We start from the raw sequence: 13,967 nt of genomic DNA on the forward strand, positions 1-13,967 counted from the left end.
TCCGGTATTCTAATATTATTTCCGGTCAGAACCGCATCTTCATTGTTCGAGCCACGCTAAACGGCGGAAAATTCGGCTGTCGGAGCGATCCCTGCATTAGCTCGAAGAACTGGGCCCAAGCAAACCTATTGACGATCTCGGTTGGCCGTTCGAACGTGAATAACTCCAAGCCATCGACATTCCCTGTCACTGTGTATCGTTCAAGAGCCACCGGGGTGATGTAGAGCCGGATCGCATAACGGATGTTGTTCAAGAACTCCGCAATTGTGCTGGCGTGGTAAGCGAGCAGGTGGGTGTGGAACCAATCCCAGCAATCTGGCAGCGCCAAGTAAGCATCGCTCTCATCGATCTCGACGTTGTTATCTCCCAAGATCCTACGGAGGGTATTGGCTTGCCCGGCCAACCGCAGGAAGTTGTGCTTTCCTATATCACCACTCATCCGGATAAAGTCGATCCGTTTGATCCGCAGATCCACCTTCTGACTGATATTGCCGAACCAGACTTCCTCGACGAAAGCATAGGCCTCAAGCCAGTCGCTGAACTCCTGCACGATCCGACTGAGGTGGTCGATTTTCGTTCCGATCAACGGCTTCTCGCAGACGCGCTTTAGATAGTAGAGTGTTGTGTGATCGACTTTGCTGCCATCCTTTGGCGGCTTGGGCAGGTCAAATGGTAGGGGCGAGCCACCCTTACCAGTCACCGGTGACAGAAAATCCCGGAGAAAGGTTCCGAACTGCCGTAAGCTTCCGGCGGTCTGTGGAAGGAGGTTGGTATCAGTACGCTTCTCGTCAAGAGGACAGAAGATGGCGTGATTGACCATATCGTCGACCATGCTGACGACAGCACTGAGGACAATTGCCTCCTGTTCGATTTCAGAGAATGTGCCCGGTTCGATCGTCATTGATACGCCGAAATTGCCAGAAAAATCAGATGGTGCGAATGTGCGGACCACAAGACCACACCGCAAAAAGGAAATCGAGATATGGCACGCCGAAAAATGCCCGTGTCGATGGACCAGCGCGCCGCTTTGCCGCTCGCCGAAGAAAATCCCGACATCGAATACCTTCGGCTAAACAGGCAAGCAATCTGCGAGCGCGAGATTAATGCAGCGATCAGGCTCTTCCTGATCGACGAGGATCCGATCTCGGCGCACGTGCTAGCAAGCGCCGCAACGCACATCATGGAAGCCATCGGCAAAGGTCGCGACGACGTGGGATTGAACAGCGTACGAGCGATGCTGAAGGACGCAGAGGTCCCACCTGATCTTGAACACGAGGTGTTCGCCGGGCTGCGGCATTCCTACAATTTTCTTAAGCACTCATCCTCCGATCTCACGGTCGAGAACGACTTTTCGGTCGACTACATCGTGATGACGATCTACGGCGCTGCCCATAGCTACAAGCTGCTTTTTGAAACCACGACAGCAGAGATGCGGGTGTTCAATGCAATCGTCCAGGCATGGCGACCGCAATGGTGGCAGCACGATCCGAACCTCGACGGAAAAATCGCCGTCGCTCGGCAAATGGGGCTGCTCGGAGCCACACGGCTCGAGTTCTGCGAGATAGGTCGAAGATATCTCAAGCGTGAGTGGGACCAGGAAGGCTCCTGAACAAAAGCTGGCAACCTCCTGGCTGCCTGCTCTCCTGAAATCAGATGGCTGTCCGCGAATGGGTTATAGAGATCGCCGTGTGGAATCGAAGCTCCTGGAGGAGCGCATCATCCGGTAAGGTGATGGCCGGTACCAGACCGGCTAGCTCAAGTCTGAAGGCAAAACCTAGCCAACCGTCTTTGCGAGCGCCGCAATCGACTGTTTTGCAAGCGGCCTACTCGATATTGACGATGTCGTTCCCTTACAACGTCGCCATGGCAAGGCAGAACATCCCCTCATCGTCCCTGGGCACCCTTGAGCTTCCCACGGATAACTTCTGCGGCCATCATATAAACTTGTGAAGGCGAGTTGAATTGCAACTGGGCTGCCAAACCGATGGTTAGGGATATGGGACCCGTTCTCAAAGAAAGCTTTTCTATCGCGGCTCGGTGCTCAAGTCTTCCGACCGAATTGAGCTCTAAGCCTTTGATGGTTCTGTGACCCTTCATTGTGCGCTGTCAATCGGCGTCGTAACGGGACCCCTTATCGGCTCCCAAAAGGGACCCCTGCCTCTAGTTGCATCGGGTCAGCGCGCGTAGGCCCGGGGCTCTCCATTTAGCGCAAGGGCCTGCGGGCGCGGGTTGTTTGTCTTTTCGGCTTTAGCTTTGAGAGCGGTTTTTAAAGCGCCAGGATTCGTTCCCGGTTTCCACGATCTCGCAATGGTGGGTGAGCCTGTCGAGCAGAGCGGCGGTCATCTTGGCGTCGCCGAATACGGCCGGCCACTCGCCGAAGGCCAGGTTCGTCGTGACGATGATGGACGTCCGCTCGTAGAGCCTGCTGATGAGGTGGAAGAGGAGCTGGCCGCCCGCCTGGGCAAATGGGAGATAGCCCAGTTCGTCCATGATGACGAAGTCGAGCCTGGTGATGAAGTCGGCCAGCCGTCCCTGTTTGCCGCTACGTGCCTCCGTCTCGAGCCGATTGACGAGGTCGACGACGTTGAAGAAGCGGCCGCGTGCGCCATTGCGGATCAGAGCACGAGCAAGGGCGATGGACAGGTGAGACTTTCCCGTGCCGGTTCCGCCGACCAGAACGATATTGTGCTGCTCGGCGAGGAAGGCCCCGGTTGCGAGTTGGCGCACCAGGCCTTCGTTGACCGGCGTGTCGGTGAAGTCGAAGTCGTCGATGTCCTTGGCCAGCGGCAGCTTGGCGACGGTGATCTGGTATTTGATGGAGCGCGCTTGCTTCTCGGCGATCTCCGACTGAAGCAGGTCACCGACGATGCGCGGCGGTTCGTGCTGTCGCTTGATGCCGGAGGCCATGATCTCGTCATAGGCGCTACGCATGCCGAACAGCTTCAGCGTGCCCATCATGTCGAGGATTTGGGATCGTTCCATATCAGCTTGCCCTCCTCAGGCTGTCGTAACGGGCGCAGTCGGCCAGAGGCTCATGGGTCAGGCGAAGCGCATCGGGGATGGAAAGGATGGCGGCCGGCTGCGGATCACGCTTGCGGGCCAGAATGTTGATGATGACGGCGGCCGAGAACACGCCCTGATCGATCGCCTCCTGGCAGGCCGCTTCGACGGCGGGGAGCCCGTCCAGGCCCACGCATTCGAGGATCGACACCATCTGCCGGTCGCCGTCATGCATTGCCTTCAGCCGGCGGCGCACCTTCTCCATGGCGGCGGGCAAAACCCAGTCGTGGAACGGCGCACCGTTGCGCAGTGCTCCCGGTTTGCGGGTCAGGACCGGCACGTAATGCCAGGGATTATAGATCGTCTCGCCACGGCCGAAGCAGCGATCGTGTTGGCCGATTTCCACGCCATCCTGCCGGATGACGATGCGATCTGCATAGGCATGTATCTCGGCAGGGCGGCCGACTGCCGTAGACAGTACCGAGTATTTGTTGTTGTCGAAACGCACGAGGCAGGTCTTGCCGATCGAGGCCTGCACAGCGTGGAAGCCGTCGAATTTGCCGGGATAGCCGACCAGGTGCGGCCGCTCCGCATCGAACACCTCCCAGATCGTGCGCTCCGTCTGATCGACGTGCTTATGAGCGCGGGCGTAACTGATGCACTTGTCCAGCAACCAGCCATTCAGTTCATCGTAGGATTTGAAGCGCAGTCGCGGCGTGAAGAAGCGTTCGCGCACCAGATTGACCTGGTTCTCGACCTGGCCTTTCTCCCACCCCGACGCCGGCGTGCAGGCCACCGGTTCGATCAGGTAATGGCTGCACATCTGTAGGAAGCGGCGATTGTATTGCCGTTCCTTGCCGACGAAGACCGTCTCCACCGCGGTCTTCATATTATCATAGATGCCGCGCGTGCAGGCCCCGCCGAAGAAAGCGAACGCCCTGTCATGGGCGTCGAAGACCATCTCTTGCGTCTCGCGCGGATAGGCTCTCACATACATCATCCGGCTGTGGCAGAGCCGGATATGCGCAACCTTCACCGTCGTCGTCACGCCGTTCAGCACGACAATCTCGTGGCTCCAGTCGAACTGGTAGGCCTCGCCCGGCGCGTAATAGAGCGGCACATAGGCTTGCGCCGTCACGGACCCGCGCTCCTTCGCCCATGTTCGGGCGTAACGCCGGACTGTGTCGTAACCGCCCTCGTAGCCGAGGTCGCGCAAGTCCTCGAATATCCGGATCAGTGTCAGCCGTTCGCGAGAAGATTTGGCCTCATTGGCGAGGAGCATTCCATCGAGCTGACCGCGCCAGGGGCCGAGCTTCGGCTGAGGTTGACGGGTCCGTTCGTATTTGAACTCCGTCTCATCGGTGCGCAAAACCTTCCGCACCACTTTCCGCGATATGCCCAACTCCCGGCAGATCGCCTTGATCGACTTGCCCTGAACATGGGCTAGCCGCCGTATCTTCAGAATTGTTTCCACAATAAGCATCCGAACAAAAAGCCTCCGATGAAACCGGAGGCTGTTGTAACCCCATTGCAAATGGGGGTCCCGTTTGGACGCCGATCACCCCATGTGCGGGGTCCTTATTCCATGCCTAATCACAGTCACTGCCTGCACGATCAGCCATGCCTCGAAATGCCGCCCTTTGAAATCGTCCTTCGACTGGCGCTTCAGCTTTTCGGCAATGGCATTCAGAATCATGGCTACGCTCCGCTACATCGGGAGCTGAATTTCCACCGTTGTGGTCAACAGCTAGTTAACCAAAAGAATTTGCGACACGCCCGAATGAGAACTTACGCGGCGTTCCTTAGCCTAGCCGGAAGGCGGAGCGATCGAAATCCGTTCGGCATCTGATGTTCGGCATCCCATGTGTAGATGCCGGTAAGGTTGATATGTTCCCAACTGAGCGGCGATATGTGTTTCAATAGAGTATCAGGAATGTCTCGCCCCGCTCGTTTCAGCTGTGTGACCGCGCGATCAAGATAAACCGTATTCCAGTGCACGATCGCACTGACGACGAGATTGAGCCCCGAGGCGCGGAAAGCTTGGCTCTCGAACGACCGGTCGCGGATTTCGCCCCGCTCGTGGAAGAACACAGCGCGTTTCAGCTTATGGGCGGCCTCGCCCTTGTTTAGACCGGCTTGGCATCTCCGCCGTAGTGCCGGACTTGAGTACCATTCGATCATAAAGAGCGACCTTTCGATACGGCCGAGTTCGCGGAGCGCCCTCGCGAGATGGCTCTGCCTTGAAGACGCGGACAGTTTCTTGAGGATCGTAGACGGCACCACGGACCGTGTCGTGATCGACGCCGCGAGATGGAGCAGGTCGTCCCAATGATCGAGGATCAGATTGGCATTAATCGGCGTCCCGATATGGTTCGACAGCGCCGGATATGCGCCGCTCTTTTCAAACGTATGGAACTTCCGGTCTTTGAGATTGCGTAGTCGCGGTGAGAACCGCTTTCCGATCAGGGCGAACAGCCCGAAGATATGATCGCTGGCTCCGCCTGTGTCGGTAAAGTGTTCTTGGATGTCGAGGACCGTGTCCTGATCGAAGAGCCCATCGAGCACATAGGCCGCCTCGCTTTCGGTTGGACTGATGGGCAAAATACTGAAGTAGCCGTACTGATCTGACAGATGGCTATAGAATTTCGATCCTGGCACGCTGCCGTAATGCAAGTTGATGTCACCGCGCTTTGCAGCACGATCGCTCGCACGGAAGAATTGGCCATCGGACGATGACGTTGTGCCATTACCCCAAAGGCGGGAATGCGGATGCTGGGTGTGGGACTCGGTGATGCACGCTTGCGCCGCGCGGTAAGTCTCCGATCGAGCATGGAATGCGCGCATCCAACCAATCTGATGAGCGCTGATCCCCTTGGATGCGCCCGCCATTCGCTTTGGGCCGAGGTTCGTAGCATCGGCCAGGACGCCCGCCAGCATAGCAGAGACATTTTTCGGGACGTCGCCGGTGCGAACATGCGTGAATGAATCTGCAAACCCGGTCCATTCATGCACCTCCCTTAGCAAGTCGGGAACCTCCACCAACGGATACATGTCGCTGACCTCGGCATTCAGTTCCTCGGCGGCCGGGGGGACTTCGCTGGCGGTTGGCGTGACAATCAAGGTTCCTGCCTCGAGACGAACGCCCTCGAGCTTTCCGGATCGTGCTCTGTGGGCCAAACGCGTCAGGTTGAAGTCGAGCATCTGACGCGCTTCGGCAAGCCACTGCGCGCCGTCGCTCTGGACCCCCAAACCGAGACGATCTTCGTCCTTCATCTTGATGAATGTCGACCGCGGCATCAGATGCTCATCGATGGGCCGGAAAGATCGGCTGCCAGCGACCCAGATCTCCGCAGATCTAAGCCGGTCTCGTAAAGCAGCGAGCGTCGCGATTTCGTACAGACGGCGATCGGGTTTTCCTTGTTCGAAGATAAGCCGTCGATCAGTTTGGCTGAGGTGAGTGAGCGGCACGCGATCCGGGAGTGTCCGCCGCATCTCGGCATAAAGCCGTTTCAGCAGCGCAACTGCCGCTAGAAGTGGATCGTGGCGACGCGCTGAGCGGAACGTGAAGGCTAGAAGGAACGCACCAGCATATTTGTGGACGGTCGCATATTGCTCGGCCGCTACGATCAGCGATGGCGCCTCGTTGTCGTCGACCATCGACTCAAGCTCAGGCTTCATCCGAAGCAACCGGTCCCAACCGACTTTTTGGTCGAGAACATCCAATGCGTTCCGACCATGGTCGTTGGCAGACTGCAGGGCCGTGATCGTATCCAGAAACATGCGCAGCGCTTTGGCGGTGTTCGCTCTGCAGTCCATCTGCCGCTGCTTCTTCCGATTGTTGGCTTGCGAGAACAATTTACCCATCAGCTTGATGAACATCGTCACCGCATCGTCCGTGAGCTTCTGGCAAAGCTTGATGACTTGGGCCACGATCAGAGCGTGGCGACGGCTGGCGTTGAAGTCGTTGGCAAGCCAGGCCGGCGTTGCGTTGCCCTCCCGGATCATCTGGTCCCACCGTCCGGATGACACGCGCGCCTGCAGTTCCGGATCGATCTCCAGCCGCCGCAGAAAGGCTATTCGCTCGGTCAGCCCGACGAGGTTCGACGCGGCCGGCGCTTCTGGCGCCGAGCGCAGCCAGTGGAAGCGCGTCTTGCCGATCGACGGGTCAACCTCTAACAGCCTATCCAGTGATTGAAGCCTATCGAGTGGGATGTCTTCAATCAGGGTTCTTTCTGCTCGCCGCCGGGCTATGGCACGGCCGGCAAGGCCGATGCGTTCGATCGTGTCGATCGCCGGCAGAAGAGCGCCGCGTTCGCGAAACGCGGCGACAGTCAAACTGGCTATCGCAGCACCGTCGTCGGACATGGTCGCCGCTTGAACTGCTGCCAATAGCGCGACGCGGCGATCTTGCAGCGTCGCGCTTCTCGTATTCAGATAGACCATTAGCCGCGCCATATGATCCCGACGGGTTTCTTCACGACGTGCATAGAGGGCAAATTCGCCTGGAGCGGCGCCGATCTGATCAGCAACATACTTCAGCATGGCGCGAGGCGGAGTTTCTTCTGCTCCAAGCACTCGACCCGGGTATCGCATCAGACATAGCTGGATGGCAAAGCCGAGCCGATTGTGATTACGTCTCCGCAGTTCAATCTCCAGGCGATCCGCCAATGACAACGAATAGTGTCGGATTAGGTTATCCTCGTCGACTGGTATGTCGACAAGCTTCCGGCGATCTTGATCTTTAAGAAGCTTGCGCTTTGCCATCGCCCGACTCCATTGATGAGCAATCTGCTCGAAGCGTTGTCGAGTCGGGCCGGACAGAGAAATCAAAATTGGCGCATGTCGGTGGCAATCCACAGAGATCGGATGTTGCACATCGGATCTACGGCATCGTTCCGGTTTCGTTCGACCTTAGCGTACGATTTCGGACTGCTCTTGTTCCGACCCCAAATAATCTTGAGCAAGATTTGTTCACAAAAATCAATTCCGACCGCGATGTCTGAAAATAGTTGCGATCTGGCGGCCTATATCTGAAGGATTCATGCGTCCTGGCCTATACCAATTTGAAACATTGTTTAGTAGCGTCAGTAGAAGCAACCGATAGATGCCGCGATCATATTCGGCCTCTAGCGGAAGTTCTGCGATCAAGTCGCGAAATACGAGTTCGAATCTGTCACGCTTGTCGACCAAGCGATCTCGGATTTCAGCCGGCGCAGAAATGAAATCATTCATTAGGGGCATCGTCAATGAGGCGGGATCCAGTTGAATCTCCATCATGGTGATGCATGCCATCTCCAAGCGTTCCCATGGATCCGTTATCGGCTCGATCGCGGAGCGAACGCGATCTTCAGCAATCTGCAGGGCGATATCGTGGATGCGGACGAACAGTGCCTCTTTCGACTTGATGTAATGGTATAGAGAGCCGCCAAGGAGTCCAACGCGTTCGCCGATATCACGAACTGAAGTCGCAGCGTAACCTCGCTCGGCAAACAGCGCTGCAGCGGCTTCCAGGATCTCACAGTGGCGGTCGGTTATGCCCGTATCCCGCAACGCCACAGCCAGTAAACCGCTGACGTCTTTCGTGCTTCTAGGACCGTTTCCTGCCGTCATCGCCTCACCGGTTTCATTCATATTTCCTTTGCTAATAGCGCAGAGCTGTCATTTTCCCAAACTCTGGCTTCGTTACGAGACGAAAAGCGTCCGCCAGATTCCTCTTGCCAATTGTAACAATCGTTTGATACCACATCTCTCGTTCAGCTGAAGGAGGTAAAGTTGAGCGAAACAACCAGAGAGGCCATGGACTTCGACGTGGTGATCGTTGGCGCGGGACCGGCCGGTCTTGCCGCCGCGATCCGCCTGAAGCAGCGCGCGGCCGAGGCAGGCGCGGAAATCTCCGTCGTCGTCGTGGAAAAGGGTTCGGAAGTCGGCGCGCATATCCTGTCGGGCGCGGTGATCGATCCTTCCGGCCTCGATGCGCTCCTGCCCGACTGGCGGGAAGATCCCGACCGACCGCTCACCACCGAAGTCACCGACGACCGCTTCCATGTGCTGACCGCCAGCCGTTCGCTGCGGCTTCCCAATGCGCTGATGCCGCCGCTGATGAACAATCACGACAACTTCATCGGCTCGCTCGGCAATGTCGCCCGCTATCTCGGGGCACAGGCCGAGGCGCTCGGCGTCGAGATCTATCCGGGCTTTGCGGCAACCGAAGTTCTCTATGACGACAACGGCGCGGTCACAGGCATCGCCACCGGCGACATGGGTATTGGCCGCGACGGCGAGCCGAAGGATGATTTCACCCCTGGCATGGAGCTTCGGGCGAAATACACCGTGTTTTCCGAGGGTGCTCGCGGCAGCCTGACCAAGCAGCTTCTCGCCCGCTTCAACCTGACCGAGGGACGCTCGGTGCAGAAATTCGGCATCGGCATCAAGGAACTCTGGCAGGTGAAGCCGGAGAAGTTCAGCAAGGGGCTGGTGCAGCATTCGTTCGGCTGGCCGCTCGACATGAAGACCGGCGGCGGCTCGTTCCTCTACCATTTCGACGATCATCTGGTGACCGTCGGCTTCGTGCTGCATCTCGATTACAAGAACCCGACGCTCTCACCCTTCGACGAATTCCAGCGTTTCAAGACGCATCCGCTGATCCGCGACACCTTCGAGGGGGGCAAGCGCATCGCCTATGGCGCCCGCGCGCTAACCGAAGGCGGCTACCAGTCGGTGCCTCAGCTTGCCTTTCCGGGCGGGGTGCTGGCCGGCTGCGCGGCTGGCTTCATGAACGTGCCGCGCATCAAGGGTTCGCACAACGCCATCCATTCCGGCATGCAGGCGGCGGATGCCGTGTTCGACGGGCTTGCGGGCGGTCGCGCCAACGATACGCTCGAAGCCTATGAGGCCGGCTGGCGCAGCTCGGCCATCGGGCGGGACCTGAAACCGGTCCGCAACGTCAAGCCGCTGTGGTCGCGGTTCGGCACCGTGCTCGGCGTCGGCCTCGGCGGCATCGACATGTGGCTGCAGACGCTTTTCGGCGTCTCTCCCTTCGGCACGATCAAGCACAAAAAGGCCGATTTCCAGAGCCTGAAGCCGCTTTCGGAAGTCACGCCGATCCAGTATCCGAAGCCGGACGGGAAGCTTACCTTCGACAAGCCGTCCTCGGTCTTCCTGTCGAACACCAATCATATCGAGGACCAGCCTGTTCATCTGAGGCTTGCCGATCCCGCCATCCCGGTCGAACGCAACCTGCCGCTCTATGGCGAACCGGCGCGGCTCTACTGTCCCGCCGGGGTCTACGAGGTCGTCTATGACGACGAACAGGCGAAGACCGGCCCCCGTTTCGTGATCAACGCGCAGAACTGCGTGCACTGCAAGACCTGCGACATCAAGGATCCCTCGCAGAACATCACCTGGGTGCCCCCCGAAGGCGGCGGCGGCCCGAACTATCCCAACATGTGACGCCCGTTCCATCCCTTTGTTTCTACGCATTATCCGACGCCAACCGCTTCGCAGCTTTGCCGGAAATGCTTCCAGACAGGAAGAAGAAGACCATGACCGCAATCTATATCGTCGACACTTTGCGCAGCCCGTTTACGCCCGCCTATCGCGGCGCGCTGGCCGGCGTTCGCCCGGATGATCTCGTAGCCGGCGTCATCAAGGTGCTGGTCGGCCGCTCCGGCATCGACCCTGCCGAACTTGAGGACGTGAACCTCGGTTGCGCCTTCGCCGAGGGCGAACAGGGCCTCAATATCGCCCGCTGTGCGGCACTGATCGCCGGACTTCCTCAATCTGTCTGCGGTTCCACGGTCAACCGCTGGTGCGGCTCCTCCATGCAGGCGATCCAGATGGCCGCTGGCGCCATCGCCATGGGCGCGGGTGACGCCTTCGTCGCGGGCGGCGTGGAAAGCATGAGCCGCGTGCCGATGATGGGCTTCAACCCCATGCCGAACCCGGCCTGGAGCGACGCCCAGCGCATCGCCTTCCTCAACATGGGACTGACCGCCGAAAACCTCGCCGACCGCTACGGTATCTCGCGCGAGGAACAGGACGCCTATTCGCTGGAGAGCCAGAAGAAGGCGCTCGCCGCCCGCGCCGATGGCCGGCTGGCCACCGAGATCGCCCCTATCGGCGATGTCGCCGCCGATGGCTGCCCGCGTGAGACGGACGCCGAAAAGCTCGCGGGCCTCAAGACCGCCTTCAAGGCCGGCGGTTCGGTCACGGCCGGCAACTCCTCGCCGCTCACCGACGGCGCATCCGCGACGCTGGTCTGCTCGGAAGACTTCGTCAAGCGCCATAACCTTAAGCCCCTCGCCCGTATCTCGGGATATGCCATTTCCGGCTGCGCGCCCGAGATCATGGGCATCGGCCCGGTCGAGGCCAGCCGCAAGGCGCTGAAGCGCGCCGGTATTTCCGCAGGCGATCTCGACGTGATCGAGATGAACGAGGCCTTCGCCGTGCAGGTTCTCTCCTGCTGCCGCGACCTAGACATCGATCCGACCCGCCTCAACCGCGACGGCGGCGCGATCGCGCTCGGCCATCCGCTGGGCGCGACCGGCGCCCGCCTCGTCGGCAAGGCGTCGCTGCTCCTGAAGCGCGACGGCGGACGTCACGCGCTCGCCACCCAGTGCATCGGCGGCGGTCAGGGCATCGCCATGGTTCTGGAGGCCGCTTGATCATGGCTACGATCAAAAAAGCCACCGTCATCGGCGCGGGCGTCATGGGTTCGGGCATCGCCGCCCATCTCGCCAATGCAGGGCTGGACGTGGTGCTGCTCGACATGGAGAAGAAGTTTGCCGATGGCGGCGTCGCCCGCCAGCTCAAGGCCAACGGCTTCATGGACCCGGCATTCGCGAGCCGCATCGCCACCGGCTCGACCAAGGACGACCTGGCGCTGATCGCCGACGCCGACTGGATCGTCGAGGCTGTCGCGGAAAAGCTGGAGATAAAGCAGACGCTCTACCGCGCCATCGACGGTGTCAGGAAGAAGGGCTCCATCGTCTCTTCCAACACTTCGACCATTCCGCTGCATTCGCTGGTCGAGGGACTGCCGGAGGGTTTCGCCGCCGACTTCCTCATCACCCATTTCTTCAATCCGCCGCGCATCATGCGGTTGCTGGAACTCGTCTCCGGCAAGGCGACCAAGCCCGAAGTGACCGCGACCATCCGTGATTTCGCGGATCGCGGCCTCGGCAAGAGCGTGGTCGTCTGCAAGGACACGCCCGGCTTCATCGGCAACCGCATCGGCAATTACTGGATGGTGGTGGCGCAGAACGAGGCCATAGAACTCGGCCTCGATGTCGAGGAAGCAGACGCCATCATCGGCAAGCCCTTCGGCATTCCCTCCACCGGCATCTTCGGCCTGCTGGATCTCGTCGGCATCGACCTGATGCCGACCATCCTGCGCAGCCTGCAGAACGCGACGCCGGAAGGCGATGCGGTGAAGGACTACGACGCCGAACCGGCGCTGATCGCCCGCATGATCGCGGAAAACCGTCTCGGCCGCAAAAGCGGTGCGGGCTTCGTGCGCCTTTCGCCCGACCGCAAGTCGCGCGACGTGACCGACCTGAAGACCGGCGAATACCGGCCGCAGAAGGCGGTTTCCTCCGAAAGCCTCGATGCCTCGGGCGGCGATCCGCGCGCGCTGATGGAGCATGCCGGCCTCGGCGGCCGCTATGCTGCGATCGTCATGGAAAAGGCACTTGCCTATGCCGCGTCGCTGGTGCCGGACATCGCCGACACGCCGGACGCCGTGGACGAGGCCATGCGCACCGGCTACGGCTGGAAGCAGGGTCCGTTCGAGCTGATCGACCGGCTCGGCGCCGGCTGGCTGAAGGCCCGGCTCGAAGCGCGCGGCGTTGCCGTGCCCGCCTATCTCTCGCTCGCAGCAGAAAAGGGCGGCTTCTATTCGGTCGTCGACGGCAAGCGCGCCAACCTGCTGCCTGACGGCACGGTCGAACCGATTGCCAGGGGTGACGGCGTGCTGCTTCTTTCCGACCTCAAGCTCGCCGGCAAGCCGGTCGAGGACTGGGGCGCGGCAAGCCTGTGGGATCTTGGCGACGGCGTCGCCTGCCTCGAATTCCGAACCAAGATGAACACCTACAATCCCGCCTTGCTCGACGCCATCAACAAGGCTGTCGAACGCACGGCGAAGGATTTCAAGGCACTGGTGATCGGCAGCGATGCCGCCGTGTTCAGCGCGGGCGCCGACCTGCGCGTCTTCCTCGATACGGTGGAAAAGGGCGGTCGCGAGGCGCTGGGCGTCTTCATCGACCATGGCCATCGCACCTTCAAGGCGGTGAAATACGCCCCCTTCCCGGTGGTCGGTGCCGCAGCCGGGCTGGCGCTCGGCGGCGGCTGCGAGATCCTTCTGCATTGCGACGCGATCCAGGCCCATGCGGAGCTTTCCATCGGCCTCGTCGAAACCCGCATCGGCGTCGTGCCGGGCTGGGGCGGCTGCAAGGAAATGATGCTGCGCTTCTCGGCATCGACCGCCGCGCTGCGCGGGCCGGTCGCGCCTGCGATTGCCGCCTTCAACCTGATCGCACCCGCCAGGGTTTCGGCCAGCGCCTTCGACGCCCGTAGCCTCGGCTATCTCAAGGCCACCGACGGCATCACCATGAACCGCAGCCGGCTGATCGCCGACGCCAAGGCAAAGGCGCTTTCGCTGGCGGAAGGCTATGTCGCGCCGGAACCGCCTGTCATCGCCATGGCCGGGCCGTCAGGGGCTTCCGCGATCCACAACATCATCGAAGGCGAAGCGCTCGCCGGTCGGGCCACCGCGCATGACAGGGTGGTCGGGCGCGCGCTTGCCAATGTTCTGACCGGCGGTCCCTCCGCCGATCCGCTGAAACCGCTCTCGGAAGACGATGTGATCGCGCTGGAACGCGAGGCCTTTGTCGACCTGCTCGCAACACCTGCAACCGTGGACCGCGTCAAGCACATGCTGGCGACCGGCAAGCCGCTGCGCAACTGAACAA

Annotated in this window: 9 protein-coding genes and 1 pseudogene; 4 read left to right on the forward strand and 6 right to left on the reverse strand. The window is 60.2% G+C overall.

The window, feature by feature from the left end:
* Nucleotides 1-25: 25 nt before the first annotated feature.
* Complete coding sequence (locus EGT36_RS29685) at nt 26-901, reverse strand: hypothetical protein (protein WP_125271725.1); 876 nt, start codon at nt 899-901, stop codon at nt 26-28.
* Between the two features lie 81 nt (nt 902-982).
* Between EGT36_RS29685 and EGT36_RS29690 the strand changes: the two genes are divergently transcribed.
* On the forward strand, nt 983-1,609 hold the full coding sequence (locus EGT36_RS29690; RefSeq protein WP_112934546.1) for a hypothetical protein: 627 nt from the start codon (nt 983-985) through the stop codon (nt 1,607-1,609).
* A 638-nt stretch (nt 1,610-2,247) separates the two neighbouring features.
* Here EGT36_RS29690 and istB read toward each other — a convergent pair.
* The 5 genes and pseudogenes from istB to EGT36_RS29720 form a co-directional block, all read right to left on the reverse strand.
* Nucleotides 2,248-2,982, reverse strand: coding sequence for an IS21-like element helper ATPase IstB (gene istB / locus EGT36_RS29695; protein WP_003501246.1), 735 nt, complete (start codon nt 2,980-2,982; stop codon nt 2,248-2,250).
* Between the two features lies 1 nt (nt 2,983).
* Entirely contained in the window at nt 2,984-4,483 is a 1,500-nt protein-coding gene (istA, locus tag EGT36_RS29700; RefSeq protein WP_052821263.1) for an IS21 family transposase, read from the reverse strand.
* Nucleotides 4,484-4,597: 114 nt separating this feature from the next.
* Nucleotides 4,598-4,696, reverse strand: a pseudogene (locus EGT36_RS29705) (IS6 family transposase); the annotation flags it as partial.
* 92 nt (nt 4,697-4,788) lie between these two features.
* Nucleotides 4,789-7,764, reverse strand: a complete 2,976-nt coding sequence (locus EGT36_RS29710) for a Tn3 family transposase (RefSeq protein ID WP_125271726.1) — start codon at nt 7,762-7,764, stop codon at nt 4,789-4,791.
* A 216-nt stretch (nt 7,765-7,980) separates the two neighbouring features.
* Nucleotides 7,981-8,631, reverse strand: a complete 651-nt coding sequence (locus tag EGT36_RS29720) for a TetR/AcrR family transcriptional regulator (RefSeq protein ID WP_234823816.1) — start codon at nt 8,629-8,631, stop codon at nt 7,981-7,983.
* A gap of 141 nt (nt 8,632-8,772) precedes the next feature.
* Between EGT36_RS29720 and EGT36_RS29725 the strand changes: the two genes are divergently transcribed.
* From EGT36_RS29725 to EGT36_RS29735, 3 genes are all read left to right on the forward strand, one after another.
* Nucleotides 8,773-10,449, forward strand: a complete 1,677-nt coding sequence (locus EGT36_RS29725; RefSeq protein ID WP_125271728.1) for an electron transfer flavoprotein-ubiquinone oxidoreductase — start codon at nt 8,773-8,775, stop codon at nt 10,447-10,449.
* Nucleotides 10,450-10,541: 92 nt separating this feature from the next.
* Entirely contained in the window at nt 10,542-11,663 is a 1,122-nt protein-coding gene (locus EGT36_RS29730; protein ID WP_092938768.1) for a thiolase family protein, read from the forward strand.
* A 2-nt stretch (nt 11,664-11,665) separates the two neighbouring features.
* Complete coding sequence (locus EGT36_RS29735; protein ID WP_125271729.1) at nt 11,666-13,963, forward strand: 3-hydroxyacyl-CoA dehydrogenase/enoyl-CoA hydratase family protein; 2,298 nt, start codon at nt 11,666-11,668, stop codon at nt 13,961-13,963.
* The last annotated feature ends 4 nt before the right edge of the window (nt 13,964-13,967 follow it).

The sequence above is a fragment of the Agrobacterium sp. FDAARGOS_525 genome (assembly GCF_003938925.1).
Classification (GTDB): Bacteria; Pseudomonadota; Alphaproteobacteria; order Rhizobiales; family Rhizobiaceae; genus Agrobacterium; species Agrobacterium pusense.

Coding starts and splice junctions, on each gene's coding strand:
- EGT36_RS29735 (WP_125271729.1), top strand. CDS start 11,666: ATGGCTACGATCAAAAAAGCCACCGTCATCGGCGCGGGCGTCATGGGT.
- EGT36_RS29720 (WP_234823816.1), bottom strand. CDS start 8,631: ATGAATGAAACCGGTGAGGCGATGACGGCAGGAAACGGTCCTAGAAGC.
- istA (WP_052821263.1), bottom strand. CDS start 4,483: ATGCTTATTGTGGAAACAATTCTGAAGATACGGCGGCTAGCCCATGTT.
- EGT36_RS29685 (WP_125271725.1), bottom strand. CDS start 901: ATGACGATCGAACCGGGCACATTCTCTGAAATCGAACAGGAGGCAATT.
- istB (WP_003501246.1), bottom strand. CDS start 2,982: ATGGAACGATCCCAAATCCTCGACATGATGGGCACGCTGAAGCTGTTC.
- EGT36_RS29710 (WP_125271726.1), bottom strand. CDS start 7,764: ATGGCAAAGCGCAAGCTTCTTAAAGATCAAGATCGCCGGAAGCTTGTC.
- EGT36_RS29730 (WP_092938768.1), top strand. CDS start 10,542: ATGACCGCAATCTATATCGTCGACACTTTGCGCAGCCCGTTTACGCCC.
- EGT36_RS29690 (WP_112934546.1), top strand. CDS start 983: ATGGCACGCCGAAAAATGCCCGTGTCGATGGACCAGCGCGCCGCTTTG.